This is a genomic window from Verminephrobacter aporrectodeae subsp. tuberculatae, from assembly GCF_026127385.1.
Classification (GTDB): domain Bacteria; phylum Pseudomonadota; class Gammaproteobacteria; order Burkholderiales; family Burkholderiaceae_C; genus Acidovorax; species Acidovorax aporrectodeae.
On record NZ_QZCX01000002.1, the window covers coordinates 424,435 to 450,631 of the forward strand.

Sequence of the window (26,197 nt, forward strand, 5' to 3'; positions counted from 1 at the left end):
GCCGTCACCTGTCCTGGCGCGGATCGAGCGCGTCGCGCAAGCCGTCGCCCAGCAGATTGAACCCGAGCACCACGAGGAAAATGGCCGAACCGGGGAAGATCGACATCCAGGGCGCCTGGCTCATGAAGTTCTTCGCCGTGTTGAGCATCGAGCCCCACGACGGGTCGGGCGGCTGCAAACCCAGACCCAGGAACGACAGGCTGGCCTCGGCAATGATGGCGGTCGCGATGGTGATGGTCGCCTGCACGATCAAGGGCGGCATCACGTTGGGCAAGAGGTGCCGCGCAATGATGCGCGCATCCGATGCGCCCAGCGCGCGCGCACTGTGCACGTAGTCTTCGCTTTTCACCGCGAGCACCTGCGCGCGTGTCAGGCGCACGAACTTGGGCGCGGCGGAGACCCCGATGGCGATCATCGCGTTCATCAGGCTCGGACCCAGGAAGGCCGCCAACGCGATGGCAAGGATCAGGAACGGAATGGCCAGCAGGGCCTCGGTGGCACGCGAAACCAGGCTGTCGATCCAGCCGCCGAAGTAGCCGGCGACCAGACCAAACGGCAGGCCGGCGATGAGCGCAATGCAGACCGACACCAGGCCAGCCATCAGCGACGCACGCGCGCCGTACGCCATGCGGCTGAAGATGTCGCGGCCCAACTCATCCGTGCCCAGCCAGAACGCCGCCGAAGGTCCCTTGCGGATGGCCGTGAAGTGGGTCTGTAGCGGGTCCGCGGTGGCAAGCAGCGGCGCGAGCAAGGCCAGCAAAACGAAAAACAGCACGATCCCCAGGCCGAGCAGCGCCGCATGGTTGCGCCGGAACTTCCCCCAGGCGCGGCTGCGCAGCGGCGCAGCGGTCGTTGCAAGCACGGCGCTCATGCGTGCCTCAAACGGGGATTCACCCAGACATACAGAACATCGGCGAGCAGGTTCAAAGCAATGAAGCCCCCGGCCACGCACAGCACCACGCCTTGCACCACGGCGTAGTCGCGGGTGAACACGGCGTCCACGATCAGCTTGCCAAAACCCGGAATCGTGAACACCTGCTCGGTCAGCACCGCACCGGCGAGCAATTCGCCAAAGAGCAGCGTCACCAAGGTCACGATCGGTATCAGCGCATTGCGCAGCGCGTGCAGCAGCACCACGTGCCGCGGCGCGACGCCCTTGGCGCGCGCAGTGCGCACGTAGTCGGCCGACAAGGCCTCCAGCATCGCGGAACGGGTGTGGCGCATCAGGTAGGCCGCGATGGCGGTGGACAACACGAGAGACGGCATCAGCATCGTCCGGATCGAGAGCCAGAAGTCCTCGAAGGGCGACACGTACCCCGAGGCCGGCAACAGCTTCCATTGCACCGACACCACCATGATCAGAAGGATGCCCAGCCAGAAATTGGGGATCGACATGCCCGAGAGCGCCACCATGTTCGCCCCCGCTTCGACCCAGGAGCCCTTGCGCACGGCGGCGACGATGCCCATCGGGATGCCCACCAACAATGCGAAGAACATGCTCATGGCGGCCAGCTGCAGCGTGACGGGCAGTTTCTGGGCGATCAGCGCAGTCACCGGAACGTCCGTGCGCAGCGACTTGCCGAGATCGCCCCGCAGCACCTGCAAGCCCCAGGCCCCGTATTGCATGGGCAAGGGATCGTTGAGGCGGTATTTTTCGCGCAGATAGTCCAGCACGGCCGGATCACGCTCCTCACCGGCCAGCGTCAGCACCGGGTCTCCGGGAAGAATCTTTTGCAACATGAAGACGAGCATCGACACCAGCATCAGTGTCGGAATCGCGACGAGCACACGGCGGAAGATGAGTCTGAGCATGGAAGGGAAACGACAGAACAAGCGCGTCAAACCGCCCGTGACCAGATGTGAATTGTGTCATGGCGTAATCCGCTAACGGCCCTGGTTGCGGCGCTTCATCTAGGGGTATTCCCTGGGCCGAACGGTGGTCTCTCACCGCACTGCAACCACCTTGCTTTGGTGGATGGGTTGCTTACGTTATTCGACTCACCGGGCAATGGCCCGCTGCCTGAGATCCTGGATCTCGGACGGGCTATAACCCGCTGCCCGCAAGAGCGCATCGGTGTGCTCGCCGACCCGGGGCGGATTCAGGCGCAGGCCAGGTTGTTTTCCGTCGAGCATGAAGGGCATCAGGGGGACGCGGGCTGGCCGCCCGTCGTCCAGAACGATGGGCGCCAGTCCTCCGGTGGCTTGCAGATGCGGGTCATCGAGCAATTCATCCGGGCGCGTGATGGGGGCAAACGCGAGCCCCCGGGCCTCGAAGCGGGCCGCGAGTTGCGCTGCGCTGAACGGCGCCAAGTGCGAGCGCAAGCGGGGCATTAGCCAGTCGCGGGCCAGGACGCGGTCCTGGTTGCTTGCCAACCGGGGGTCGGCCAGCAGGTCCCCGAGGTCGAATGCGTGGCAAAAGAGCGCCCATTGCTTGTCGCTGACCACGGCGAGAAAAATCTGCTCGCCGTCCTGGACGGTGAAAACGTCGTAGATGGCCCAGGCGGCGACCCGGCTCGGCATCGGCGCCGCGGGCTGCCCCGTCACCGCGAATTGCAGCATGTGCTGGCCAACGAGGAATACGTTGTTCTCGAACAGGGCGGACTGCACCGCGCTCCCCTGACCAGTCCTCTCGCGCTGCGCCAATGCGGCCATGACGCCAATGGCCCCGAACATGCCGCCCATGATGTCGTTCACGCTGCTGCCGGCACGCAATGGGTCGCCGGCACGCCCGGTCATATACGCCAGCCCCCCCATCATTTGCACCACCTCGTCCAAGGCCGTCCGGTGCGCATAAGGCCCGGGCAGAAAACCCTTGTGGCTCACATGGATGAGCCTGGGATTGCGCTGGCGCAGTGCGGCGTATCCGAGCCCCAGCTGGTCCATCACGCCGGCACTGAAGTTCTCGCTCACGACGTCTGCCGAATCGATCAGGCGCAGCGCGGCCGCCACGCCCTCGGGCTGTTTCAGATCCAGTGCAACGCTCTTCTTGTTGCGATTGAACATCGGGAAGAAGCCGGCACCAGAGCCCGGCAGGCTGCGCGTGCGGTCCCCGCCGACGGGCTCGATCTTGATCACCTCGGCCCCCAGGTCCCCCAGCAGCATGCCGCAGCTGGGGCCCATCACCATGTGGGCGAACTCGATGACCCGGATGCCTTCGTATGGCAGGGGCCGTGCGCTGTTTTCCGTCATGTGTCGTTCCAAAAATAGGCAGCAGGGAGCGGGGCGGCGCTACGGCCGCTGCCCGAATCCCTTGGGCAAACCGGCTTGCGGCGTCATGCCGTACAGGGGCTCGCCGGGCAGACCCGCAGCCAGCGCCTGGCGCGCGGCAAACAGTTTTTCCAAGTGAATGCCGGTGCGTATTCCCATGGCTTGGAACATGAAAACCAGATCCTCGGTGACCACGTTCCCGGAGGCTCCCGGCGCATGCGGGCAGCCACCGAGTCCGCCCAGCGACGCGTCAAAAGTGCGCACGCCCGCGTCCCAGGCTGCGAAGCAATTCGCCAGGCCCAGACCGCGCGTGTTGTGCATATGGGCTGCGCCCGTGTGCTCCCCGAGTTCTGCGCGCAGGCGGCGAAACAGGCTGCGCACCTGCGCCGGATGCGCGTAGCCCACGGTGTCGGAGAGGCCGGATTCATCGGCGCCGGCCGCGATGCATTCGGCCGCCAGGCGGATGACGTCGTCCGGCGGCACCGGCCCTTGCAAGCTACAGCCGAAGGCCGTGGAGATCCCCACCTCCAGCCGGGTGCCGGGGGACAGTTCATCCCTGAGTCGCGCAATGGCGCGGACTTCCTCGACCATCCCCGCGGGTGTCTTGCGGGTGTTCGCCAGCGCGTGCGCCGCGCTCGCGGAAACGGGGAGCGTCAGCTTGTGCGCCCCCGCCCGCAGAGCGTCCTGCGCCCCGCGCAGGTTGGGCACCAGTGCCACCACCGTCAGGCCCGGATGCCGGCGCGCATGGCGCACCACGTGCGCCGCGTCGGCCATCTGGGGCAGGCGCTTTGCAGGAACGAAGGAAGCCACCTCGATTTCGCGCAGGCCCGCAGCGACTAGGGCCTGTCATCAATTGAGCCAGACGACCGAAGCGGCGAGATGAACAGCGCCGAGGAAATTGCGTGCAGTTTTGTCATAGCGAGTGGCGATGCAGCGGTATTGCTTGAGCTTGGCAAAGAAGTTCTCGATCAGATGGCGTGCTTTGTACAAATGCCGGTCGTAGTCACGTTGGTCGTTGCGCTTACTGCGTGGCGGGATCACGACGGTCTTGCCTGCCTTGAGCAGTGGCTCGATCACCCGATCCTGGGCGTCATAGGCCTTATCGGCCAAGATTGCATCTGCTTGTATGTCTTTGAGCAAAACGTCAGCTCCTTGGAGGTCGTGCGCCTGGCCAGGCGTCAGGAGAAAGCCTGTGGGATTGCCAAGCGCATCGACCGTGGCGTGGATCTTGGTACTTGCTCCCCCACGACTGCGACCTATGGCTTGGTTTTCTGGCGTCCTCCCTCTTTTTTTTTTGCCCCTGCGCTGTGCTGATGGGCTCTAACAATGGTCGAATCGATCATCACGTACTCGTTGTCCCGGTCTTGCGACAAAGTCTTGAAGATGCGCTGCCAGACATCCGTTTTGCTCCATCGCGAATGGCGCAGATGTACTACCCGAAAATCTCCGAACCGCTCGGGCAGGTCGCGCCACGGGATGCCCGCACGGTATCGGTACAACACCGCCTCAACGAACAAGCGGTTATCGCGTGCCGTCGCCCCAACGTGCCCCTCGCGCCCCGGCAGCATGTCTTTGATGCGCTCCCATTGGTCTTGCCTCAGCGCGTACCTGTGGTTCATCAGCCTTCCTTTGTCATCGTGTTCCGAGTTTAGCGCCGGAGTGACTTCAATTGATGACAGGCCCTAGTGCGTCCAGCCACGCGCATTTGTCTGCGGTGGGCATCGTGGTCTTGACCGATTGCAGGCCGTCGCGGGGGCCGACCTCGCTGATCAGAACCTCGGCAGGAGGGGGCGTGGTCGTCCCGGATGGGGGTGGCATGGGGCGCTCGTCGTTCTGACAGTTGGAATGAAGTTCCTTGCATTAAAATGCTCGCCGAACTGCCCCCTGCTTGTCAAGCACTGACTGCCCCCTGCGAACATGCCCCGAAAAGCTGCCCGGGAATCGATTGCCGACGCTGACGCTGCGCATGGCGGCGTGGCCGCCGTGGACCGCGCGCTGAGTCTGCTGGCCGCTTTCCGCGCAGGGGACGCGGCATTGGCGTTGGCGGATCTGGCGCAGCGCACGCGCCTGTACAAGAGCACGGCGCTGCGCCTGCTGGCATCGCTGGAGCATGCCGGATGGGTGCAGCGCCTGGCCGACGGCCGCTACGCCATTGGCCGGGAGGCCATGCGGGTGCATGCGATCTACACCGCCTCGTTCTCCCTCGATCGGCTGGTACTGCCGGTGCTGCAGGCACTGGTGCACGCCACCCGGGAGAGCGCCGCCTACCACGTGCGCAGGGGCGACGCGCGGCTGTGTCTGTATCGCGTCGATTCGCCGCATCCGGTGCGCGACCATATCCGTGCGGGAGACCTGCTCCCATTGGACAAGGGCACGGGCGGCAGGGTGCTGTGCGCATTCGATCCCGTGCAGGGCAAGGCTGCAGGGCGCGACCGACGGCTCTACGCGCGCATCCGCGCCGACGGCTTTTATGCCGCAGTGGGGGATCGGCTGGCCGAGCTCGCCGGAATCTCTGCCCCGGTACTAAACGCCGAAGGGACCGTGGTCGCGGCGATTACCTTGAGCTGCCCGGCGCACCGCTACGATGAACGCCATATTGGAGCCGTTGTGCAGGCGGCTCGCGAATTGCATGGGCAGGTTGATTGAGTGCCTTGCCAGGCAGAGGTCCTGCCGGTGCGCAGGCCGCGCATTACATCACCGCCCCCACCTGCCACGGAACAAACTCGTTTTGCCCGTAGCCATGCTGCTCGCTCTTGGAGTGCGCGCCCGAGGCGGTTGCGAGGACCAGGTCGAAAATGCGCTGGCCCATTTCCTCGATCGTGGCCTTGCCGTCGACGATTTCGCCGCAGTTGATGTCCATGTCTTCCTCCTGCCGCTGCCATAGCGCCGAGTTGGTTGCGAGCTTGAGTGCGGGCGAGGGCGCGCAGCCGTAGGCGGAGCCGCGGCCGGTGGTAAAGCAGATCAGGTTCGCCCCGCCGGCCACCTGGCCCGTGGCGCTGACCGGGTCGTAGCCCGGCGTGTCCATGTAGACGAAACCATGCGCCGTGACCGGCTCGGCGTATTCGTATACCGCCTCCAGGTTGCTTGTGCCGCCCTTGGCGACTGCGCCCAGGGACTTTTCCAGGATGGTGCTGAGCCCGCCGGCCTTGTTCCCGGGCGAGGGGTTGTTGTTCATCTCGCCCTGGTTGATGGCCGTGTAATGCTCCCACCACTTGATGCGCTCGACCAGTTTCTGCCCCACTTCGCGTTTTACGGCGCGGCGCGTGAGCAGGTGCTCGGCGCCGTAGACCTCGGGCGTTTCGCTGAGGATGGCGGTGCCGCCGTGCGCCACCAGCAGGTCCACCGCGGCGCCCAGCGCCGGGTTGGCGCTGATTCCCGAATAGCCGTCGGAGCCGCCGCATTGCAGCCCGATCGTGATGTGCGCGGCGCTGCAGGGTTCGCGCCGGACGGCGTTGGCCTGCGGCAGCATGTGCCCGATCAGCGCCACGCCCTTGGCGATGGTCTTGCGCGTTCCGCCCGTGTCCTGGATGTTGAAGGTGCGCAGGGTTTCGCCTTCGGTCAGATGGCCTGCGGCGAGCCAGCGGTCGATCTGGTTGGCCTCGCAGCCGAGCCCGACGACCAGCACGGCGGCAAAGTTCGGGTGCGTGGCGTAGCCGGTGAGCGTGCGTTCGAGGATCTGCATTCCCAGGCCCTGCGTGTCCATTCCGCAGCCCGTGCCGTGGGTCAGTGCGACCACGCCGTCGATGTTCGCAAACGCCGCGAGCGCCTGCGGGTTGGTCTGGCGCGAGAAATGCTCGGCGATCGCGCGCGCGGCGGTGGCCGAGCAGTTCACGCTGGTGAGCACGGCGATGTAGTTGCGCGTGGCCACGCGGCCGTCGGCGCGCCGGATTCCCATGAACGTGGCCTCGCGCCTTGCGGGCGCGGGTTTGACGTCGGCGCCAAAGGCGTAGTCGCGGGCAAAGTCGCCCTTGTTCGGGCCCATGTCGAGGTTGTGCGTGTGCACGTGTTCGCCGGCCGCGATGGGGCGGCTCGCGAAACCGATGATCTGGTTGTAGCGGCGCACCGGTTCGCCCGGGGCGATGGCGCGCATCGCGACCTTGTGGCCCGGCGGGATCAGGCCGCGCACGGTGACCTGCTCGACGGCGCTGCCGCCAAGCAGTTGGGTGCGCGCGATGACGACGTCGTCGGCGCTGTGGAGTCGGATGTGGGGCGTCATGGTCGCAGGCTCAGTAGAACGTCTTGGGAATCCGGAGCACGGGCTTTGGCGTGCCGGGGATCAGGCCCGGGCTCGGCAGCAACGGCAGCAACCAGGGCAGGATGGCCACGGTCGTGCGCTCCATGCTCAGTCCCCCGGGACGCGCGCCAGCACGAAGAGCAGCATGCCCATTGGCGGGTGCAGCAGCGCCAAGTAGACCTCGGCGAAGGCGATGACAGTGCGCAGGCGCTGAGTGCCCGCAGGGTGCTTCGTTTTCTGCTCATCGGGGGGCCGTTGTCGTGCCGGGGATCGGGTGCGCTGGCTTGCGCGGCAACGGCAAGGCCGTCCATGCATACGCCAAAGCCCGGCGAGGGTAAGGCGCTGCGCCCGCTTCACCCATCGGGCAAAACCCGAGTTTCCGACCGGGTCGATGCCGTGCCCGGGCGTTGAGCTCCGATCGGGGCTACGCTTACTGCACCTCGCCAAGGGGCTGCGGCCTGGGCAGCAGCGCATGGGCCAGGCTCCCCTCGCCCGCACCCACGCCCATCCCCATCCCTTTGGGCGCCGTGCCGTGGAGCGCCGCCACCATGCTCTGGTGCGCTGGCCGGGCCAGGCTGCGCAGCCGGTTCGCGGGGAAACTCACGGAAAACACCGAGCCCTTGCCCAGGGTGCTGGTGATGCCGAGGGTGGCGCCGTGGCGTTGCAGCACGTGCTTGACGATGGCCAGCCCCAGACCCGTGCCCCCGGTCTCGCGCGACCGGCTGCGGTCAACGCGGTAGAAACGCTCGGTCAGGCGGGGGATGTGCTCGGGGGCGATTCCCGGACCCGTGTCGTGCACCGAGAAGACTGCGCTGTCGTCCTCCTTGCGTTCCCAGCGCACGCTGATGGAACTGCCCGCTGGCGTGTAGCGCACGGCGTTGCTGATCAGGTTGGACAACGCGCTCTGCAACTCGGCGGGAACCCCGGCGATCTCCCCCGCAGTGCACAAGACCTCCGCGGGGGGGAAGCGCAGCGCGTGCGGGCGCGGCTGGTGTTGCGTGAGCAGGCAGGACAGCGCGCGCGCCTCTTCCTCGCAGCGCTGCATGAGCGTTTGCACGGGCGTCCATTCGGCCATGCCGGGTGGCGGGCTGCCCTCCAGGCGCGAGAGCGTCAGCAGGTCCTGCACCACGCTCTGCATGCGCTGCGCCTGCTGCGCCATCATGCCCAGGTAGCGCGCGCGCTCGTCGGTGCTCAGCGGCAGGGTCTGCAAGGTCTCGACAAAGCCGGTGAGCACGGTCAGCGGTGTGCGGATTTCGTGCGACACGTTGGCCACGAAGTCGCGCCGCATGGCGTCGGCCTGCTCCAGCGCCGTCACGTCGCGCGAGAGCAGCAAGGTGCATCCGTCGCCGTAGGGATGCAGGTGCACGGAGATGCGCACCGGCCGCGACGGCGTGCTCGAATGCCCCTCGATGACCACGTCGCCGGAGAAGTCCTTGGCGGCAAAATACGCGGTGAATTCGGGGTTGCGCAGCAGGTTGCCGATCGACTGCATGACGTCGCGCTGGGCGTCGAGGCCGAATTGATTCGCCGCCATCTGGTTGCACCACTCGATGCGCCCCTGCGCGTCGAGCAGCACGACGCCGTTGGGCGAGGCATGCAGCGCCGCGAGGATTTCCTGCAACTGGTTCTGGCTGGTGCGGATTTGGGCCTCCTGCGTGCGCAGCAGGCGCCGCACACGGTCCGCTGCCTCGCCCCACACGCCGCGCACGATCGGCGTGTCGGCGAGTTCGCCGGTACGCAGCCAGTGGCGCACGCGCGCGCCGCGCAACAGATCCCAGAAGAACCAGGCCCAGGTGGCTGCGGCCACGCCCAACGCGGCGCCCCAGGAACCGCCCTGCCACCACCCCAGGCCACCCCCGGCCAACTGCCAGAGCAAGAAGCACGAAATACCCCAGAGCATGCGGATTGCAGAGCCTTCTCAGGTCAGGGACATCGCGGCCCGCAATCAGGCCTGCGCCGGGACCTGCGGCTGCGCGGTCAGTCGATAGCCCGCGCCGCGCACGGTCTCCACCATGGTGGACGCGGCGCCCAGGGCCTCGCGCAGCCGCTTGACGTGCACGTCCACCGTGCGCTCTTCGATGAAGACATGGTCGCCCCAGACCTTGTCCAGCAGCTGCGAGCGGCTGTGCACCCGCTCGGCGTGCTTCATCAGGAAATGCAGCAGTTTGAACTCGGTGGGTCCGATCTTGAGCAACTGCCCCTGAAAGGACACCCGGTAGGTTCCGGCGTCGAGCAGCAGATCGCTGATGGCCACGCTGTCGCAGACCTGCTCCGGCGCGCGGCGGCGCAGCACCGCGCGGATGCGGGCCAGCAGTTCCTGCGTGGAAAACGGCTTGGTGATGTAGTCGTCGGCGCCGGCGTCGAGCCCGGCGACCTTGTCGGGCTCGTCGCCGCGCGCGGTGAGCATGAGGATGGGGATCGGCTTGGTGCGGCTGTCGGCACGCCATTTGCGGGCCAGGAGCAAACCGCTTTGCCCGGGCAGCATCCAGTCGAGCAGGATCACGTCGGGCAAAACGGCGTCGAGCTCGCGCTGGGCAGAGTCACCGTCCTCAGCCCAGAAAGGCTGGAACCCGTTGTGCCGCAGGTTCACGGCGATGAGTTCGGCAATCGCGGGTTCGTCCTCGACGATCAGGACACGTGGGAGCTTTCTCATAAATCTGTCCAAGCCCTTTGTGGGTCTGTGTGGCTTACAAGACGACCGACTCGATCTCGTCGAGCGCGGTGTGGCGCACGTCCTTGCCCATGACCAGGTAGATGATCAGTTCGGCGACGTTCTTGGAATGGTCTCCGATGCGCTCGATGGCCTTGGCCAGGAACAGCAGGTCCAGACTCGGCGAGATGGTGCGCGGGTCTTCCATCATGTAGGTGACGAGCTTGCGCACGAAACCGTCGAACTCCTTGTCGATGAGGTCGTCCTCCTTGAGGATCGCGAGCGCGGTCTTGGTGTCCAGGCGGGCGAAGGCGTCGAGCGCCTTGCGCAGCAGGCCCGAGGCCAGATCGGCGGCCACGCGCAGGTCGCTCGACGGCAGCGAGCGCGGGGCGCCGCTTTCGATGATGGAGCGCACCATGCGCGCCATCTTGCTGGCCTCGTCGCCCATGCGCTCCAGGTTCGCCGTGGCCTTGGAGATGGCGAGCAGCAGGCGCAGGTCCCGCGCCGTAGGCTGCCTGCGGGCGATGATCGAGGACAGTTCCTGGTCGATCTCGACCTCCATCGCGTTCACCCGGATTTCCATTGCGGCAACGGTTTCCACGGCCTCCTGGCTGAACTGCGACAGGGCGTACACCGCCTGGCGGATCTGCGACTCGACGAGTCCGCCCATTTCCATGACGCGCGCGGAGACGCTGTTGAGTTCGCTGTCGAACTGCGAAGAAAGGTGTTTGTCGGCCATCTGTGCTTTCCTTGTTCCTTAGCCGAAACGGCCGGTAATGTAGTCTTCGGTTTCCTTGCGCTCGGGTTTGAAGAAGATCTGCTCGGTGGCGCCGAACTCGATCATCTCACCCAGGTACATGTAGGCGGTGTAGTCGCTGCAGCGCGCGGCCTGCTGCATGTTGTGCGTGACGATGGCGATCGTGTAGTCGTGCTTGAGCTCGTCGATCAACTCCTCGATCTTCGCCGTGGACAGCGGGTCGAGCGCGGACGTGGGCTCGTCGAGCAGCAGCACCGCGGGCCGGACGGCCACGCAGCGCGCGATGCACAGGCGCTGCTGCTGGCCGCCGGACAGCGACAGGCCGCTCTGGCTGAGCTTGTCCTTGACCTCGGACCACAGCGCGGCCTTGGACAGCGCCCACTCGACGCGCTCGTCCATCTCGTTCTTGCCCAGCGTCTCGTAGAGTTTCACGCCAAAGGCGACGTTGTCGTAGATGGACATGGGAAACGGCGTGGGCTTCTGGAACACCATGCCGATGCGCGCGCGCAGCAGGTTGATGTCCTGCCGGGGGTCGAGGATGTCCTGCCCGTAGAAGCAGATCGAGCCCTCGGCGCGCTGCCCGGGGTACAGGCTGTACATGCGGTTGAACGTGCGCAGCAGGGTGGACTTGCCGCAACCCGAAGGACCGATGAAGGCCGTGACCTTGTACTCGGCAATGTCCAGGCTGACGTTGCGCAGCCCCTGGAATTTGCCGTAGAAGAAACTCAGATTGCGCAACTCCAGCGCATTCTTGCCGGGGGGGGCGGCCGGGGTGGGGTTCATGGTCGATCCTGGAAATGGGGCGGTCGGCGGGTGCGCACTGGGGCGGCGGGGCTCAGACGCGATGCTTCTCGCGCAGGAAAACCCGTGCCACGACGTTCAAAATCAGCACCGAGAACGTGATGAGCAGCGCGCCGCCCCAGGCCAGGCGCACCCAGTTTTCATACGGGCTGAGGGCAAACTGGAAAATCACCACCGGCAGATTCGCCAGGGGCGCGCTCATGTTCGTGCTGAAGAACTGGTTGTTCAGCGCGGTGAACAGCAGCGGCGCGGTCTCGCCGCTGATGCGCGCCACGGCGAGCAGCAGGCCCGTCATCACCCCGCTGCGCGCCGCGCGCAGGGTGACCATGAGCGACACCTTCCAATGCGGCGCACCGAGCGCGAACGCGGCCTCGCGCAGGCTGCCGGGGACCAGGCGCAGCATGTTCTCCGTGGTACGCACGACCACCGGCACGGCGATCAGCGACAGGACCAAGCTGCCCGCCCACCCCGAGAAGTTGCCCACCGTGGCCACGGCAATCGCGTAGACGAAGAGCCCGAGAACGATCGAGGGGGCGGAGAGCATGATGTCGGTCACGAAGCGCGTGAGCTCCGCCGTCTTGCTCTGGTCGCCGTATTCCGCGAGGTACACGCCGGCGAGCACGCCCACCGGGGTCGATACCAGCACGGTGCAGCCCACCATCATCAGGCTGCCGACGATGGCGTTCGCCAGGCCGCCGCCCTCGGACCCCGGCGCCGGGGTGGAATGCGTGAACATGTTCCAGTCGAGCGCGGCAAACCCGTTGAACAGCAGGACGCCGAGGATCCAGAGCAACACGAACAGGCCCAGCACCATGGCCCCCAGGGACAGGGTCAGCCCGATGGTGTTGGAGCGCTGGCGCTTTTTGTACAGGCGTTGGTTGAAGTCCATGGGACGGGTCTCGAAGGAGTTTTCTGCTCGGGGTGGTGCGTGCGCGCTCTAAAGGCCCTTGACCTTTTCGGTGCGCCGCATCATGAGCTTGGCGGCCGAAAGCACGACGAAGGTGATCACGAAAAGCAGGAAGCCCAGCGCGAACAGCGTGGACAGATGGGTGTCCGCGGCCTCGCCAAACTCGTTGGCCAAGGTGGATGCGATGGACGTTCCCGGGGAGAACAGCGAGGTCGGCATGCGGTTCGCGTTGCCGATCACAAAGGTCACCGCCATGGTTTCCCCGAGCGCCCGGCCCAGGCCCAGCATGATCCCGCCGACGACCCCCTTCTGGGTGTAGGGCAGCACCACGCGGCGCACCACCTCCCAGGTCGTGCAACCCAGGCCGTAGGCGGACTCGCGCAGAATCGGGGGAACGATCTCGAATACGTCGCGCATCACGGCGGCGATGAAGGGCAGCACCATGAAAGCGAGCACGATGCCCGCGGCCAGGATGCCGAAGCCGTTGGTGCTGCCGCCGAAGAAGGCGCTCAGCAGCGGCATGGAGCCGAACAGCTTTTGCACGGGCATCTGAAAGTAGTCGGCAAACAGCGGTGCGAACACGAACAGCCCGAACATGCCGTAGATGATGGACGGCACCGCAGCGAGCAGTTCCACGGCCGTTCCCAGCGGGCGGCGCAGCCACACCGGGCAGGTTTCGGTCAGGAAAAGGGCGATGCCGAACGCCAGCGGTACCGCAATCAGCAACGCGATTCCCGCGCTCGCCAAGGTGCCGACGATGGCGATCGCGGCGCCGAATTCCTCATTGATGATGTCCCACTCCGCGCGCCAGATGAACTGGATGCCGAACTTGTGGAAGGTCGGCCAAGCGTAGATGAAGAGCGAGACGATGATTCCCAGCAACGCCACCAGCACCAGCAGCGAGAGGCTCTGGGTCAGCCGGTGGAAGACCATGTCCTGCAGGCGCTGCCGCCTGGCAATCGACACCATGGTCGTGGTGGGGGCACCCGTCGTCTTGACGGGCACGGGTTGCGAAATCATGGTCGCGCTCATGTTGTTGACTCCCCTCTGACCCGTGCAGGCCCCTCACGAACACCGGCATCCACCGGCCGAGCGGGACTGGTGGGCGGGTATTCTATGGGGCCGGCCCGGGCGCCCAAACGAAACGGAAACGCAGGCTTACTTTTTGATCTGTGTCCAGACCTTGGAGCGAATCTCGGTGGTCAGGCTGTCGGGCAGGGGGACGTAGTCCAGCTCCGCCGCCATGTCCTTGCCGCTCTTGAAGGCCCAGTCAAAGAACTTGAGCACTTGCGCCGACTGCGCCTTGTCTTCCGGGTCCTTGTACATGAGGATGAACGACGCCGTGCTCACCGGCCAGCTGTCCGCGCCCTTGGCGTTCACCATCGAGATCCCCATTCCGGGAACGCTGAACCAGTCGGCGCTGGCCGCGGCCGCGGCGAAGGTCTTGTCGTCGGGGCTCACGAACTTGCCTTCGGCGTTCTGCAATTGCAGGAAGTTCATTTTGTTTTTCTTCACATACGCGTACTCGACGTAGCCCACGGCGCCCTTGACGCGCGTCACGTTCGCGGCCACGCCCTCGTTGCCCTTGCCGCCCACCGAGGAGGGCGCGGGCCATTTCACTGCGGGCCCCTTGCCCACGGTGTCCGCCCAATCCTTGCTCACGGAGGTCAGATAGTCGGTCCAGTTGAACGTGGTTCCGGAACCGTCGGCGCGGTGCACGATGGTGATGCTCTGGTCGGGCAGGGTCTTGCCGGGATTCAGGGCGGCGATCTTGGGGTCGTTCCACTTGGTAATTTTGCCCAGGAACATTTCCGCGAGCACCGGACCGGTGGCGCGCAGCTCGCCGGGCTTGAAACCATCGAGATTGACCACCGCAACGGTGCCGCCAATGATCGCGGGGAACTGCACCAGGCCGTCCTTTTCCAGGTCGGCGCCGGACAGCGGCGCATCCGTGGCGCCAAAGACGACGGTCTTCGCGCGAATCTGGCGAATGCCACCGGACGAGCCGATGGACTGGTAGTTCAGGCCCGTTCCCGTTTCCTTCTTGTAGGCATCGGCCCACTTGGCGTACATGGGAAAGGGGAAGGTGGCGCCTGCGCCGGTGATGTCTGCCGCGAAGGCAGTGCCGACGGCCATGCTGGCCAGCGTGAGTGCAACGGTTTTCAGGAATGTTCGTTTCATTTATGTACCTTTCGGCGGGGGTTGACAGGAGGATCGCCGACTTTAGGACAAAACGATGACAGTTCAGTGACAGGCCGAACGGAATTCTTCCAACTGCTACACAGCGCTTGGCTGCCGTCTCACGCGGCCATGCCCCTTGGCATGCAACGGAAACAGACCCACACGATTGACCGTCCTGGCGCTGGCCCGAGTAGCCCGTCCACGCACGGGGCGCAGGCTACACTGCCCACCCGAATTCCATCCAGAAATGACATGCACAACGGCACCCGTCTGGCCGCGGTCGACCTCGGCTCCAACAGTTTTCGCCTGGAAATCGGGAGCTACGAGTTCGGTCACATCCAGCGGGTGGAGTATCTGAAGGAAACCGTGCGCCTGGGCACCGGCCTGGACGAGGAGCGCAACCTGACCCGGGAAGCGATGGAGCGCGGCTGGGCCTGCCTGGCCCGCTTTGGCGAACGCCTGGCCGGCTTTCCCCGGGCGCAGGTGCGCGCAGTGGCCACGCAGACCCTGCGCGAGGCGAGCAACCGGGAGGACTTCCTGGCGCGCGGCAGCCAGGTTCTGGGCTATCCCATCGACGTGGTGTCCGGCCTCGAAGAAGCGCGGCTGATCTACCAGGGCGTGGCCCGGTTGCTGCCCCAGTCGGACGAGCGCCGGCTCGTGGTCGACATCGGGGGGCGCTCCACCGAGCTGATTTTGGGCCAGCAGCTCAGCTCGCACGCCGTGGCCTCGTTTCGCGTCGGCAGCGTCGCATGGTCACAGCGCTATTTCGCAAACGGCGAGTTCAGCGCGCAGGCGTTTCTGGCTGCGGAGGTCGCGGCCAAGGCCGTGCTCGACGAAGCGCTGGGGACCTTCCGGCCCGGTGCCTGGGAGGTGGCGTACGGGTCCTCGGGAACGGTCGGTGCGGTGGGCGACATGCTCGCCGCTGCGGGGGGCACTGGGGGCAGCATCACCCGCGCCGACCTGAACTGGCTGTGCGACCGGATGCTGCGCGCACAGAATGCGTACCGCCTGCGCATGGACGGACTCAAGGACGAGCGGCGCGCCGTCATCGGGGGCGGCGTCAGCGTGCTGCGCGCGGTCTTCGACCTGCTGGAAATCGACCGGATGCGCGTGGCGCAGGGCGCCCTGCGCCAGGGCGCGCTCTACGACCTGCTGAGCCGCGAGCAACCCGGCACCGACCTGCGCGCGGGCACCGTGGACGGCCTCATGCAGCGCTTTGGCGTGGACCTGGAGCACGCGCAGCGGGTGGCGCGCACGGCGTGCATGCTGTTCGACCAGGCCGCACCGGCGGGCAGCGAGCGTGCCTCGTGCAAGCTCGACTGGGCGGCGCGGCTGCACGAAATCGGCTGCCGCATCTCGCACAGTGACTCCCACCGCCACGGCGCCTACATCCTCGACAACACCGACGCTGCGGGCTTTGCGATTCCCGAACTGCATCGCCTGGGTGTGCTGGTGCAAGGGCAGCGCGGCAAGGTGCGCAAGCTCGAAGCCGACCTGCAAGACCCCGTCTTCGTGCTGCAACTGCTGAGCCTGCGTTTGGCCGTGGCGCTGTGCCACGCACGGCGTGATCCGGACACCGGGGGGCTGTCCCTGCGCTGCGAAAAGCAGCGCTTTCATCTCGGCACCCGCCCCGGCTGGGCCGCTGCCTACCCGCAGTCGGCGCATCTGCTGCGCGAAGAGTTGCAGGCCTGGCAGAAAACGCCTTGGGAGCTGCTCCTCGACCTGCCGTAGATTGGTATCTCAAGCAATAGCGAGCTTCAGATGCCCGATCGGCTCGGCTGCCGGACGCACCCTGATCTCGATGTCGTACCCGAGGCGATTCAGGCACTCCATCAGCTTGTGCTCGGAAAGGTTGGTGAAGTCACCGCGCAGCATGCCGGACACCTTGGGCTGCGAGATGCCCATGCGCCGACCGGCCTCCTCCTGGGTCAGGCCGAGGCGACGCACGGCACGGGTGATCTCGATCACCAAGCCGGACTTGATCTTGAGTTTTTCGGCATCGGGCAAACCCAGGTCTGCGAAGACATTGCCCGAACTGGTTTCGATCTCCATGTCTTCAATCATGCGTTTTGTCATGTCGTAGCTTCCTTGCCAGCACCTCGGCAACCCTCAGTCTGGCACGAATGATGTCCATACGGGCAGCGTTCTTCCATGGTGCTCTGATGGAGTTTGTCGGTAGAGTTACCCGGGAAATTTGATCAACTGATGGATAGGAAAAGAAAATGTTTACCTGGAAGCACAGCGAAACGGTCGAGGTACAGGCTGACGCAAGCCAAATCTGGGCCATGTGGTCAGCCCCTGAAACTTGGCCCGCATGGGACGTCGAACTGGAATGGGTCACTCTGTCAGGCGGCTTCGTCGAGGGTGCAAAGGGGGAGATGAAGCCCAAGAAGGGGCCCAGGATATCGTTTGAATTGATTCAGGTGAGGCCCCATGAGAGCTTCATGGACCGGGCGCGTTTGCCACTCACCACGCTGGATTTTGGGCACTTCTACACGCCGGCGCGGGGTCCGGCGGACAGCGCCCGGATCACGCACACCGTTGAGTTCCACGGCCTGCTTGCTCCGGTGTTCGGCTTCCTGATCGGGCGCAACATCAAACAGCATTTGCGCCCTGCCATGATGGAGTTGGCGGCGCGAGCGCGTGCCGTTGACAGGACCAAGGACCCAGCCGCATGAGCCGTGGAAGCCCCCTGACCAATCGGAGACATATCCCTGATCCGTCATGGCATCGGGAGCAAACGGTATAAACCGTTTATACTGTTTATCCATTCGTTTCATGCGAGTAGCACCATGACCCCCTCTTCCGTCACGCCGTCCGCTGCCTCGAAGCCGGCCAGGACCTCCAGGCGCGCGCCCGCCCAAAGGGCAAAAACAGCAGAAAACAAGGCAGCGGTGAAGAAGGCTCCTGCGGCTCCCAAGGCCGCAGCCCCCGCCGCGGCCAAGGATGCCAAGGCCAAGAAGCCCAAGCTGGTGCGCGACAGCTACACCATTCCCAAGGACGAGTACACGATCGTCGAGACGCTCAAGCAGCGCGCGAGCGCGCTCGCGCAGCCGGTGAAGAAAAGCGAGCTTTTGCGCGCCGGACTCAAGGCGCTGGCCGGCATGTCCGACAACGCGCTGGGCGGCGCGCTGCGGGCCGTCCCCTCGATCAAGACCGGGCGTCCCAGGGCCGACGCCGCAGAAACTGCCCCCGCTGCGCGCACCAAGGCCGGCGCGGCGCGCAAGTAGGCGGCCGCGCGGGATCAGAGAAACTCGGGCGACTGCACGGCCATCAGCACCGGCTGCTCCTGCCTTTGGCGCAGCCACCACACGCAGGCTTTGCGCACCGGGCATTCGGTTGCCCGCAGCCCCAGAAGCCGGGCAATGGTTTGCCCGAGCACGGGCTGATGCCCGACGATGAGCACCGCGCCCTTGGCGTGCGGCCACTGGGCGAGCGCGAGCAGGTCCTCGGGGCGGCCTCCGGGCAGCAGTTCCGCGCGCAGCTTGAATTTGCGCCCGAGCGCGCTGGCGGTCTGCTCGGTGCGGCGCGCAGGGCTGGCGAGCACGCGCAAGCCCTCGGGCAGTTGCCGGTCCAGCCACGCGGCCATGCGCGCGGCCTGTTTCTCGCCGCGCGCGGTCAGGGGCCGGGTCAGGTCATCGTGGCCGTCCTCGGCCTCTTGCGCCTCGGCGTGCCGCCACAGGATCAGGTCCATCATGGCTGCGCCCCCGGTTCGATGCGCGCAACCGCGGGGACGGGCCCGTAGCGCAGCATCAGGGCAGCTTGCGCGCCCAGGCCATTTTCCGGGCGCGGCGCGCGGTCATAGGTGCCGTCCGCATTCAACGTCCAGGCGTCCCGGTCATCGTGCAGATACGCCACCAGGCATTCGTCGACGATCTGCTGGCGCAGGCCGGGGTCGGTCACGGGCCAGGCCAGTTCCACGCGGCGCATCATGTTGCGGTTCATCCAGTCGGCGCTCGACAGGTACAGGTCCTCCTGCGCACCCGCGCGAAAGTAGAACACGCGCGTGTGCTCCAGAAAGCGACCGATCACCGAGCGCACGCGAATGTTCTCGGTGACCCCGGGGACCTGCGCCGCGAGCATGCAGGCGCCGCGCACGATGAGGTCGATGCGCGCGCCGCGCTGGCCGGCGAGGATCAGGGCGCGCATCAGCGCCTCGTCCGTGAGCGCGTTCATCTTGGCGACGATCCGCGCGTCCTCGCCCCGGCCTGCGGCCAGGCCGATCTGCTCGATTTTTTCGAGCATGCGGCGCTGCAAATGAAAGGGTGCGAGCATGAGTTTGCGCAATTTGGGGGGGCGGTTCTGGCTCGCCAGGTGGTTGAACACGTCGTCCATGTCGGCGGTGGTCTGCGCGTCGGCGGTGAGGTAGCCCAGGTCGGTGTAGAGCCGGGCCGTGCGCACGTTGTAGTTGCCGGTGGACAGGTGCCCATAGCGCCTGAGCTGCCGCCCTTCCCGGCGCGTGACGAGCAGCATCTTGGCGTGCGTCTTGAGCCCCACGACCCCATACACCACCTGGGCGCCGATGGATTCCAGCGCCTCCGCCCAGTTGATGTTCGCTTCCTCGTCGAAGCGCGCCTTGAGCTCGACGACCGCCATGACCTCCTTGCCCCGGCGCACGGCCTCGGTGAGCAGGTCCATGAACTTCGAGTCTGCGCCCGTGCGGTAGATCGTCTGCTTGATGACCAGCACCTGCGGGTCGTTCACGGCCTCGCGCAGAAAGGCCAGCAGCCCGTCGAAGCTCTCGAACGGCTGGTGGATCAGGATATCGCGCAGGCGCAGCTGTTCCATGATGGGGACGCCGGGCTGCAATTGCCGCGGCCACGCGCAGTTCCAGGGTGCAAACAGCAGGGCAGGGTCGTTCACCAGGTCCACGAGCTGGTTCAGGCGCACCAGGTTCACGGGGCCGTGCACCCGGTACAGGGCGGCGGCGGGCAGGCCAAACTGCCCGAGCAGAAAGTCCGAGAGAAACGCGGAGCAGTCCGCGGACACCTCCAGCCGCACCGCCTGCCCGTAGTGGCGGTGCTGCAGCCCCTGCCGCAGGGCGGTGCGCAGGTTGCGCACGTCTTCCTCGTCGAGCGCCAGATCGGAATGGCGGGTGACGCGAAATTGCGAGAATTCGGTCACCTCGCGCCCGGGAAAGAGGTCCTCCAGATGCGCGCGCACGATGCTCGAAAGGCTCACGAACAAAGCCTCGCGGGGCGCAGCCCTGATCGGCATGCGGACCAGCCGGGGCAGGGCGCGCGGCACCTTCACGATGGCGATTTCGTTCTCGCGGCCAAAGGTGTCGCGTCCCTTGAGCCGGACGATGAAGTTCAGCGACTTGTTCGCGACCTGGGGGAACGGGTGCGCCGGGTCCAGCCCCACGGGAATCAGCAGCGGGCGGACTTCCCGGGTGAAGTACGCGTGCACCCAGCGTTTCTGTTCGGGGGACCGGTCGCCATGCGAGACGATGCGCACGCCGTGCTTGCCGAACGCCGGGACCAGGGTCTCGTTGTACAGCGTGTACTGCCGCGCCACCAGGTCGTGAACCTTGGCCGACAAGGCCTCGAACGAGGCCACCGTATAGGGGCCCTTGGTTTCCCCCTTCTGCGCAGCGGTGATGTGCGGCGCGGCGCGCACCTCGAAGAACTCGTCCAGGTTGGAGGACACGATGCACAGGTAGCGCAGGCGTTCGAGCAAGGGAATGTCGGCGCGCACCGCCCAATCGAACACCCGTTCGTTGAAGGCCAGGATGCTGTGGTCCCGGTCCAGGAACATCTGCTGCGCCATGCCAAGCGCCAGGGAATCCGGTGTGGCGCCACGGCCGTGCAAGGGGGGCGGCGCGGGCTGGGAGAGTGCGTACAGCGACGGCTCGACGTCGGCAGGGGGCAGGGGCAGCATGGCAAACGGACGCATCGGGTGCGGGATGCGCTTCAGTCGGTGATCCCGGATGATAGTGATGCAGCGGATGTTCAGGGGGTGTCGTGCGCAGCGCGAGCCGGGACCAGGTATTCCTGGAACAGCCGCGCCGTCCGCGCCCAGGTGAAATCCAGCGCACGGTTGCGCGCCTCGGATCGGGGAATGGCCAGCGCCTCGCGGCTCGCGGTCAGCAGGTCCTCGTGCAGCGCGCCCCCGCGCGGTGCCTGCCCGGTGTGGGCCCCGAGCACCTCCATGGGGCCGTCCTCCGGAAACGCCGCCACCGGGGTTCCGCAGGCCATGGCTTCGAGCATTACGAGGCCAAAGGTTTCCGAGCGGCTGGGGAAGACGAACACGTCCGCCGCCGCGTACACCTGCGCCAGGGCCGCGCGGTCGAGGATTCCCAGCCAGCGCACCTGCGGGTACTTCGCCGACAGCCGTGCCTGCAGGGGCCCCACGCCGCACACCACCTTGGTTCCGGGCAGGTCCAGCCGCAGAAAGGCTTCGATGTTCTTCTCGTAGGAAACGCGCCCCACGAACAGGGACACGGGGTGGGCGAGCGCGTCGGTCAGCGGGCCCGGACGGATCTCGCCATGGAACACGAAAGCCTGGGTATCCACGCCATGGGTCCACTGGCGCAGATTGCGAAAGCCGCGCTGCGCGAGCATCTGCAAAACGCCGTGGGTGGGCACCATGACGGCCGACGACGGCCGGTGGAAATGCCGCAGCACCGCGTACCCCCAGGCCAGGGGGACGCGCAGCGCGGCGTCGAGGATTTCCGGAAACCGGGTATGGAACGCCGTCGTGAACGCCAGATTGCGGCGCAGGCAGTAGCGGCGCCCGGCCCAGCCCAGGGGCCCCTCGGTGGCCAGGTGGATGGCGTCGGGCCGCAGCGCGTCGAGCATCTCGGCCACCCGCTTGCCGGGCCGCATGGCCAGGTCGATTCCGGCGTAACCCGGACAGGGCCGGGTGGCAAACTGGCCGGGGTGCAGCACCTGCACCGCATGGCCGCAGGCTTGCAGTTGCTGCACCAGCTCCTGCAAGGTGGTGACCACGCCGTTGACCTGCGGCAGCCAGGCGTCGGTGAGCAAAGCGATTTTCATGCGTCCGCCATGGCGCTGGCCGTGCGCGCCGCCGGGGTGGCCGACCATTGCAGGAGTTCCAGCCGGCCGTCGAGATGCTCCACCAGCGCCGTGCGGCTCTCCACCCAGTCGCCGTCGTTGCAGTACAGGGTGCCGCCGATCTCGCGCATCACGGCGCGGTGGATGTGGCCGCAGACCACGCCGTCGTGCCCGCGCCGGCGCGCCTCGCCGGCCACGGCGGCCTCGAAGTCGTTCACGTAGTTGAGAGCAGTCTTCACCTTGCCCTTGAGGTACGCCGAAAGCGACCAGTAGGGCCGCCCCAGGCGCGCGCGCAGGGTGTTCAGGTGGCGGTTGAGATTGAGCGTGAACTCGTACAGGTTGTCGCCCAGGTACGCGAGCCACTTGGCGCATTGGATTACGCCGTCGAAATGGTCCCCGTGCGTGACCCACAGGCTGCGGCCGTCGGCGGTGGTGTGTACCGCGTCCGCGACGACCTCGATGCCGCCGAAGGAATGCCCGACGAAGGCGCGGGCAAACTCATCGTGGTTGCCCGGAACGAACACCACCCGGCAGCCCTTGCGCGCGCGGCGCAGCAGTTTCTGCACCACGTCGTTGTGCGCCTGCGGCCAGAACCACTTGCGGCGCAGCTGCCAGCCGTCGACGATGTCCCCCACCAGATACAGGTACTCGCTCGGGTGCTGCCGAAGAAAGTCCAGCAAGGCGGCGGCCTGGCAGCCCGGCGTCCCGAGGTGCAGGTCGGAGATGAAGAGCGCGCGGAAGCGGCGCTGCCCCGCGGACGGCGCCTGCGTGTCGGGTGCGGCATCCTGCGGCCCCACGGGACGGCCCATCCAGGGGTTGAGCGCATCGAAGGCCGCGCGCATCAGGCCCCCAGAAAATGCCTGCGATAGCGCGGATGCAGATTCTCCAGCCGCATCAGCATGGGCAGGTCTGCGGTGTTGAAGTCCGGGTCCCAGGCGGGGGGGCCGAGCACGCGCGTGCCCAGGCGCAGGTAGCCTCTGATGAGCGCCGGCGGCTCCACGGCGAGGGAACTGTCGAGCCGCTCCACGGGCAGCGGCAAGCGCGGGAGCACGTGGTATTCGATGGGCGCGAGATGCGTCTTGCGCAGTTGCTCCCAGATGCTCGCCGCGATGTCCCCGCTGACCATGCCGTTGTGCAGCATGGGAATGCTGGCGCAGCCAATCATCGTGTCGAGCTGGTTGCGCAGCATGAAGTCCGCCAGCGCGCTCCACAGGGTCATGATCACTGCGCCGTGGCGGTACCCGGGGTGCACGCAGCTGCGGCCGAGTTCCAGCATGCGCGCGCGCAGCGAGCGCAGGCGCGTCAGGTCGAACTCGGTGTCGCTGTAGGTGCTGCCCACCCGCCGGGCCTGCGCGGGCGTCAGCACGCGGTAGGTTCCGATGACCTGCCGGCTCTGGACGTCGCGCACCAGCAGGTGCTCGCAGTAGTCGTCGAACAGGTCCACGTCGTGGCCGGGGACCAGGGTCGTCAGGCGCGCGCCCATTTCTGCCACGAAAACCGTGTACCGGAGCCGCTGCGCCTCGCGCACCTCGTCCAGATGCCGCGCCCACGTGACGCCGATGGCCGCGTGCTGCGCACCGGAGCGCAGCGCGCCGGCAACGGCGCCGGGGCGGCGCCTGGCGTCGGGGGACAGCGTTGGATTGGACAGCTCGTTCATGGTGCAGCGTTTCCTTCAGGGTTTTCCTGGAGCCGAAGTGTGAAATCGGTTTATGACTCCAGTGTGTCAGATACATGTCGAATGATGTTGCATGTCGAAACGGTGCGCGCCATCCGCCCCGAAGCCCCGCGCCGCAGGGTGGGTGGCCCGCATAATCGATTCCAGGAAACCGCACCGTGTCCGTCGCCGCTCCCCGCCCACCGCGTCGCCTCCTGGCCGTTCCGTTGGCGGTGTTTGCCCTGGCGGCCGCCTGCGCGGCGGCCATGGTCTGGACGCTGGAGCGCCAGGACCGCGCGCAGCTGCGTGCCCAGGTGGCGGACATCGCCGGGGACCATGCGAACGCGCTGCAACGCGCCATCGGGCTCGCCCTGTCGGCGAACAATGCGTTGGTGGCCTTGGTGCGGGAGGGCCAGGGAACGGTCACCCAATTTGAAGAGATCGGCACGCAGATGCTGCCGTTCTACCCGGGAATCGCCGCCATGGGCCTGTCGCCCGGCGGCGTGGTGCGGCAGGTGGTGCCCCGGCAGGGCAACGCGGGCACCATCGGCTTTGACCAGCTCAACGACCCCCGGCAGGGCGCGGAGTCGGAACGCGCCCGCGAATCGGGCCAGCTCACGCTGGCCGGTCCCATGGAACTCGTGCAGGGCGGTTTGGGCGTCGTCGGGCGCCAGCCGGTGTATCTGGAGGACGACCTGGGGCAGCGCAGTTTCTGGGGCTTCACCTACGTCACCATCCGCCTGTCCGAAGTGCTCGCCGCCGCGCGCCTGCCGCAGCTCATCGAGCGGGGTTGCCGCTACCGCCTGTGGCGGATACGGCCGGACACGGGCCACGAGCAGACCATCGCCGCGTCCACGCCCGCGGCCTCTGCCGACGCCGTGAGCCGGGTGCTGACCCTGCCCAACGGGCAATGGACGCTGAGCCTGATCCCGGCCGCAGGCTGGGGCGCTCCGGGCGTGCTCGCGCTGCGCTGCGCCGTGGGCCTGCTGTTTGCGCTGCTGATGGCCTACCTGGCCCACCTGCTCGTCGCATTGAAGGCGCACGAACGCGGGCTGGCGCACCAGGTGGCCCAGCGCACCGCGGAGATTCAGGCGACCCAGCAGCAGCTGCGTGCCATCATCGACGCCGTCCCCGATCCGCTGTTCGAAATCGACCTGGACGGCCGCTGCTGCAGCGTGCACAGCCAGCGCGCGGAACTGCTCGTGGCGCCGGCCGACGCGCTGGTCGGCCGCAACGTGACGCAGGTGCTGCCCGCGCTGGCCGCACAGTCGGTGCTCGAGGTGCTGCACGAAGCGCAGTCCCGGGGCTGGTCCACCGGGCGGCAGATCATGCTCGACCTGCCGCGCCTGGGGAGCACCTGGTTCGAGCTGTCCGCGGCGCGCAAGCCCGATGGCGCCGACGCCAGACCGCGCCTCATCCTGCTGGCGCGCGACATCACCCAGCAGCGCGAAGCGCAGGAGCGCGTCCAGCACCTGGCGCATTTCGACCCCCTCACCGATCTGCCCAACCGCACCCTGCTCGCCGAGCGCGCCCGGCGCCACATCGCCGACGCGCAGGCCCGGGGGGAGCAGCTGGCGACGCTGTTCCTCGATCTGGACCATTTCAAGAACGTGAACGATTCGCTGGGGCACCGCGTCGGCGACATCCTCCTCGTGGCCGTGGCACGGCGGCTGGAATCCCTGCTGCGCCCGCAAGACACCCTCTCGCGCCTGGGAGGCGACGAATTCCTGCTGCTGTTGCCGTCAAGCCATGCGGCGCACGCCGGCGAAGTCGCCACCCGGATCCTGAGCGCCATGGCGCAGCCTTTTCAGGTCGAGCCCTACGAACTCAGCACCACCGCGTCCGTGGGCATTGCGCTGTACCCGGCCGACGGGGATTCGTTCGACACCCTGTGCCAGCGCGCGGACGCCGCCATGTACCAGGCCAAGCGCGGCGGGCGCAACCGCCATGGTTTCTTCACCGCCGACCTGCAGGCGCGCAGCGTCCGCACCCTGCAGATTGAAAACGCACTGCGCCGCGCGCTGGAGCGCGGGCAGCTGGAACTGCACTACCAACCCCAGGTCTCGCTGGCCACGCGCCAGATCGTGGGCGCCGAGGCCCTGCTGCGCTGGCGCCACCCCGAACTGGGCCAAGTCTCACCCGCCGAGTTCATTCCCGTGGCAGAAAACAGCGGCATGATCCTGGCGATCGGCGAATGGGTGCTGCGCACCGCCGTGCACGACGCCAAGCGCTGGCTCGACATGCACCTGCCGCTGCCGGCGATATCGGTGAATCTCTCCGCCGTGCAATGCCGCCACCCCCAACTGCCCGAGATGGTGGCACGCTGCCTGCGGCAGGCCGGGCTGCCCGCGCGTCGGCTGGAACTGGAACTCACCGAGAGCGCCGCCATCGACGACCCGGCGGCCGCGCTCGCCATGATGGAGCAGTTGCATGGACGGGGGGTGCGCCTGTCGATGGACGACTTTGGCACCGGCTACTCCTCGCTGAGCGCGCTCAAGCGCTTTCAGATCCACAAGCTGAAGATAGACCAGTCGTTCGTGCGCGATCTGGACGCGGACGCAAACGACCGGGCCATCGTGAGCGCCATCATCCGCATGGCGCAGGCGCTCGGCATGCAGACCACCGCCGAAGGCGTGGAGACCGAGGGCCAGCTCGAATTCCTGCGGGAACAGGGCTGCGACGCGGGCCAGGGCTACCTCTTTGGCCGCCCCCTGCCCGCGGACGCGTTCGAGGCCTATCTGCGCACGCACCGGGACAACCAGGCCACGGCGGAGCACGTCGGGAGCTGAG

At 66.8% G+C, this 26,197-nt stretch carries 23 protein-coding genes and 2 pseudogenes; 5 read left to right on the forward strand and 20 right to left on the reverse strand.

All coding sequences use genetic code 11. The annotated features are described in order from the left end of the window. Positions 1 to 4: 4 nt before the first annotated feature. From D5041_RS09925 to D5041_RS09950, 6 genes and pseudogenes are all read right to left on the reverse strand, one after another. Complete coding sequence (locus D5041_RS09925; RefSeq protein WP_265284627.1) at positions 5 to 871, reverse strand: ABC transporter permease; 867 nt, start codon at positions 869 to 871, stop codon at positions 5 to 7. Next, positions 868 to 1,812: an ABC transporter permease gene (locus D5041_RS09930; RefSeq protein WP_265284628.1), complete on the reverse strand. Its 945-nt coding sequence runs from the start codon at positions 1,810 to 1,812 to the stop codon at positions 868 to 870. The genes D5041_RS09925 and D5041_RS09930 overlap by 4 nt, the downstream gene beginning before the upstream one ends. Positions 1,813 to 1,998: 186 nt before the next feature. Continuing rightward, positions 1,999 to 3,189 carry a CaiB/BaiF CoA transferase family protein gene (locus D5041_RS09935; protein ID WP_265284629.1) on the reverse strand — a complete coding sequence of 397 codons (1,191 nt, stop codon included), beginning with the start codon at positions 3,187 to 3,189 and terminating at the stop codon, positions 1,999 to 2,001. A 39-nt stretch (positions 3,190 to 3,228) separates the two neighbouring features. After that, positions 3,229 to 4,050 (reverse strand): annotated as a pseudogene (locus tag D5041_RS09940) (hydroxymethylglutaryl-CoA lyase); the annotation flags it as partial. A 6-nt stretch (positions 4,051 to 4,056) separates the two neighbouring features. Next, positions 4,057 to 4,826, reverse strand: a protein-coding gene (locus D5041_RS09945) for an IS5 family transposase (RefSeq protein WP_407702210.1) whose coding sequence is annotated in 2 segments (ribosomal slippage) — positions 4,057 to 4,473 and positions 4,476 to 4,826 — 768 coding nt in all. Because the reading frame shifts where the segments join, the coding sequence is not laid out codon by codon here. 64 nt (positions 4,827 to 4,890) lie between these two features. Then, a pseudogene (locus D5041_RS09950) lies at positions 4,891 to 5,025 on the reverse strand (hydroxymethylglutaryl-CoA lyase); the annotation flags it as partial. A 99-nt stretch (positions 5,026 to 5,124) separates the two neighbouring features. Here D5041_RS09950 and D5041_RS09955 point away from each other — a divergent pair. After that, positions 5,125 to 5,853 (forward strand): IclR family transcriptional regulator, encoded by a 729-nt coding sequence (locus tag D5041_RS09955; protein WP_265284630.1) that lies wholly within the window; start codon positions 5,125 to 5,127, stop codon positions 5,851 to 5,853. A 43-nt stretch (positions 5,854 to 5,896) separates the two neighbouring features. Here D5041_RS09955 and D5041_RS09960 read toward each other — a convergent pair whose 3' ends face one another. The 8 genes from D5041_RS09960 to pstS form a co-directional block, all read right to left on the reverse strand. After that, positions 5,897 to 7,423, reverse strand: a complete 1,527-nt coding sequence (locus D5041_RS09960; RefSeq protein ID WP_265284631.1) for a D-arabinonate dehydratase — start codon at positions 7,421 to 7,423, stop codon at positions 5,897 to 5,899. 448 nt (positions 7,424 to 7,871) lie between these two features. After that, positions 7,872 to 9,341 carry a phosphate regulon sensor histidine kinase PhoR gene (gene phoR / locus D5041_RS09970; protein WP_265284632.1) on the reverse strand — a complete coding sequence of 490 codons (1,470 nt, stop codon included), beginning with the start codon at positions 9,339 to 9,341 and terminating at the stop codon, positions 7,872 to 7,874. 45 nt (positions 9,342 to 9,386) lie between these two features. Next, a complete protein-coding gene (phoB, locus tag D5041_RS09975) occupies positions 9,387 to 10,094 on the reverse strand; it encodes a phosphate regulon transcriptional regulator PhoB (RefSeq protein ID WP_010106826.1) in 708 nt (235 codons plus the stop codon). 34 nt (positions 10,095 to 10,128) lie between these two features. Further along, a complete protein-coding gene (gene phoU / locus D5041_RS09980) occupies positions 10,129 to 10,830 on the reverse strand; it encodes a phosphate signaling complex protein PhoU (protein ID WP_265257482.1) in 702 nt (233 codons plus the stop codon). Between the two features lie 18 nt (positions 10,831 to 10,848). Next, a complete protein-coding gene (pstB, locus tag D5041_RS09985; protein WP_010099798.1) occupies positions 10,849 to 11,631 on the reverse strand; it encodes a phosphate ABC transporter ATP-binding protein PstB in 783 nt (260 codons plus the stop codon). 52 nt (positions 11,632 to 11,683) lie between these two features. Continuing rightward, positions 11,684 to 12,538: a phosphate ABC transporter permease PstA gene (pstA, locus tag D5041_RS09990; protein WP_265257481.1), complete on the reverse strand. Its 855-nt coding sequence runs from the start codon at positions 12,536 to 12,538 to the stop codon at positions 11,684 to 11,686. Positions 12,539 to 12,586: 48 nt separating this feature from the next. After that, entirely contained in the window at positions 12,587 to 13,576 is a 990-nt protein-coding gene (gene pstC, locus D5041_RS09995; protein ID WP_236610605.1) for a phosphate ABC transporter permease subunit PstC, read from the reverse strand. Positions 13,577 to 13,714: 138 nt separating this feature from the next. After that, the gene (gene pstS, locus D5041_RS10000; RefSeq protein ID WP_265257480.1) at positions 13,715 to 14,737 is read right to left on the reverse strand and encodes a phosphate ABC transporter substrate-binding protein PstS; all 1,023 of its coding nucleotides are present in this window, start codon (positions 14,735 to 14,737) and stop codon (positions 13,715 to 13,717) included. A gap of 252 nt (positions 14,738 to 14,989) precedes the next feature. On the opposite strand from pstS, the gene D5041_RS10005 reads away from it, so the two are divergent. Next, the gene (locus tag D5041_RS10005) at positions 14,990 to 16,468 is read left to right on the forward strand and encodes a Ppx/GppA phosphatase family protein (protein ID WP_265257479.1); all 1,479 of its coding nucleotides are present in this window, start codon (positions 14,990 to 14,992) and stop codon (positions 16,466 to 16,468) included. Positions 16,469 to 16,477: 9 nt separating this feature from the next. On the opposite strand, the gene D5041_RS10010 is transcribed toward D5041_RS10005, so the two are convergent. After that, positions 16,478 to 16,813: a helix-turn-helix domain-containing protein gene (locus D5041_RS10010; protein WP_265284633.1), complete on the reverse strand. Its 336-nt coding sequence runs from the start codon at positions 16,811 to 16,813 to the stop codon at positions 16,478 to 16,480. Positions 16,814 to 16,959: 146 nt separating this feature from the next. Between D5041_RS10010 and D5041_RS10015 the strand changes: the two genes are divergently transcribed. Both D5041_RS10015 and D5041_RS10020 read left to right on the forward strand, forming a co-directional pair. Continuing rightward, positions 16,960 to 17,415, forward strand: a complete 456-nt coding sequence (locus tag D5041_RS10015) for an SRPBCC family protein (RefSeq protein ID WP_265284634.1) — start codon at positions 16,960 to 16,962, stop codon at positions 17,413 to 17,415. 114 nt (positions 17,416 to 17,529) lie between these two features. Continuing rightward, the gene (locus D5041_RS10020; RefSeq protein ID WP_029553991.1) at positions 17,530 to 17,967 is read left to right on the forward strand and encodes a hypothetical protein; all 438 of its coding nucleotides are present in this window, start codon (positions 17,530 to 17,532) and stop codon (positions 17,965 to 17,967) included. Between the two features lie 14 nt (positions 17,968 to 17,981). On the opposite strand, the gene D5041_RS10025 is transcribed toward D5041_RS10020, so the two are convergent. From D5041_RS10025 to D5041_RS10045, 5 genes are all read right to left on the reverse strand, one after another. After that, complete coding sequence (locus D5041_RS10025) at positions 17,982 to 18,434, reverse strand: SixA phosphatase family protein (protein ID WP_265281593.1); 453 nt, start codon at positions 18,432 to 18,434, stop codon at positions 17,982 to 17,984. Then, positions 18,431 to 20,494 carry a polyphosphate kinase 1 gene (ppk1, locus tag D5041_RS10030; protein WP_040891627.1) on the reverse strand — a complete coding sequence of 688 codons (2,064 nt, stop codon included), beginning with the start codon at positions 20,492 to 20,494 and terminating at the stop codon, positions 18,431 to 18,433. The genes D5041_RS10025 and ppk1 overlap by 4 nt, the downstream gene beginning before the upstream one ends. Positions 20,495 to 20,688: 194 nt before the next feature. Continuing rightward, a complete protein-coding gene (locus D5041_RS10035; protein WP_029553989.1) occupies positions 20,689 to 21,735 on the reverse strand; it encodes a glycosyltransferase family 4 protein in 1,047 nt (348 codons plus the stop codon). Further along, positions 21,732 to 22,595 carry a UDP-2,3-diacylglucosamine diphosphatase gene (locus D5041_RS10040; RefSeq protein ID WP_265257475.1) on the reverse strand — a complete coding sequence of 288 codons (864 nt, stop codon included), beginning with the start codon at positions 22,593 to 22,595 and terminating at the stop codon, positions 21,732 to 21,734. Before D5041_RS10040 ends, D5041_RS10035 begins: the two co-directional genes overlap by 4 nt. Beyond that, positions 22,595 to 23,410, reverse strand: coding sequence for a GNAT family N-acetyltransferase (locus D5041_RS10045; RefSeq protein WP_265284635.1), 816 nt, complete (start codon positions 23,408 to 23,410; stop codon positions 22,595 to 22,597). The genes D5041_RS10040 and D5041_RS10045 overlap by 1 nt, the downstream gene beginning before the upstream one ends. A gap of 176 nt (positions 23,411 to 23,586) precedes the next feature. Here D5041_RS10045 and D5041_RS10050 point away from each other — a divergent pair, with 176 nt between their 5' ends. Beyond that, positions 23,587 to 26,196 carry a bifunctional diguanylate cyclase/phosphodiesterase gene (locus D5041_RS10050; protein WP_265284636.1) on the forward strand — a complete coding sequence of 870 codons (2,610 nt, stop codon included), beginning with the start codon at positions 23,587 to 23,589 and terminating at the stop codon, positions 26,194 to 26,196. Position 26,197: the final 1 nt, after the last annotated feature.

Bases quoted from the DNA above. Each gene is read 5' to 3' on its own strand.
- D5041_RS09955 (WP_265284630.1), top strand. From the start codon at position 5,125: ATGCCCCGAAAAGCTGCCCGGGAATCGATTGCCGACGCTGACGCTGCG.
- phoU (WP_265257482.1), bottom strand. From the start codon at position 10,830: ATGGCCGACAAACACCTTTCTTCGCAGTTCGACAGCGAACTCAACAGC.
- phoR (WP_265284632.1), bottom strand. From the start codon at position 9,341: ATGCTCTGGGGTATTTCGTGCTTCTTGCTCTGGCAGTTGGCCGGGGGT.
- D5041_RS09960 (WP_265284631.1), bottom strand. From the start codon at position 7,423: ATGACGCCCCACATCCGACTCCACAGCGCCGACGACGTCGTCATCGCG.
- D5041_RS10010 (WP_265284633.1), bottom strand. From the start codon at position 16,813: ATGACAAAACGCATGATTGAAGACATGGAGATCGAAACCAGTTCGGGC.
- D5041_RS10015 (WP_265284634.1), top strand. From the start codon at position 16,960: ATGTTTACCTGGAAGCACAGCGAAACGGTCGAGGTACAGGCTGACGCA.
- phoB (WP_010106826.1), bottom strand. From the start codon at position 10,094: ATGAGAAAGCTCCCACGTGTCCTGATCGTCGAGGACGAACCCGCGATT.
- ppk1 (WP_040891627.1), bottom strand. From the start codon at position 20,494: ATGTTCCTGGACCGGGACCACAGCATCCTGGCCTTCAACGAACGGGTG.
- D5041_RS10020 (WP_029553991.1), top strand. From the start codon at position 17,530: ATGACCCCCTCTTCCGTCACGCCGTCCGCTGCCTCGAAGCCGGCCAGG.
- pstC (WP_236610605.1), bottom strand. From the start codon at position 13,576: ATGATTTCGCAACCCGTGCCCGTCAAGACGACGGGTGCCCCCACCACG.
- pstS (WP_265257480.1), bottom strand. From the start codon at position 14,737: ATGAAACGAACATTCCTGAAAACCGTTGCACTCACGCTGGCCAGCATG.
- pstA (WP_265257481.1), bottom strand. From the start codon at position 12,538: ATGGACTTCAACCAACGCCTGTACAAAAAGCGCCAGCGCTCCAACACC.
- D5041_RS10040 (WP_265257475.1), bottom strand. From the start codon at position 22,595: ATGCGCGCGGCCTTCGATGCGCTCAACCCCTGGATGGGCCGTCCCGTG.
- D5041_RS10005 (WP_265257479.1), top strand. From the start codon at position 14,990: ATGCACAACGGCACCCGTCTGGCCGCGGTCGACCTCGGCTCCAACAGT.
- pstB (WP_010099798.1), bottom strand. From the start codon at position 11,631: ATGAACCCCACCCCGGCCGCCCCCCCCGGCAAGAATGCGCTGGAGTTG.
- D5041_RS10035 (WP_029553989.1), bottom strand. From the start codon at position 21,735: ATGAAAATCGCTTTGCTCACCGACGCCTGGCTGCCGCAGGTCAACGGC.
- D5041_RS10045 (WP_265284635.1), bottom strand. From the start codon at position 23,410: ATGAACGAGCTGTCCAATCCAACGCTGTCCCCCGACGCCAGGCGCCGC.
- D5041_RS09935 (WP_265284629.1), bottom strand. From the start codon at position 3,189: ATGACGGAAAACAGCGCACGGCCCCTGCCATACGAAGGCATCCGGGTC.
- D5041_RS10025 (WP_265281593.1), bottom strand. From the start codon at position 18,434: ATGATGGACCTGATCCTGTGGCGGCACGCCGAGGCGCAAGAGGCCGAG.
- D5041_RS09925 (WP_265284627.1), bottom strand. From the start codon at position 871: ATGAGCGCCGTGCTTGCAACGACCGCTGCGCCGCTGCGCAGCCGCGCC.
- D5041_RS09930 (WP_265284628.1), bottom strand. From the start codon at position 1,812: ATGCTCAGACTCATCTTCCGCCGTGTGCTCGTCGCGATTCCGACACTG.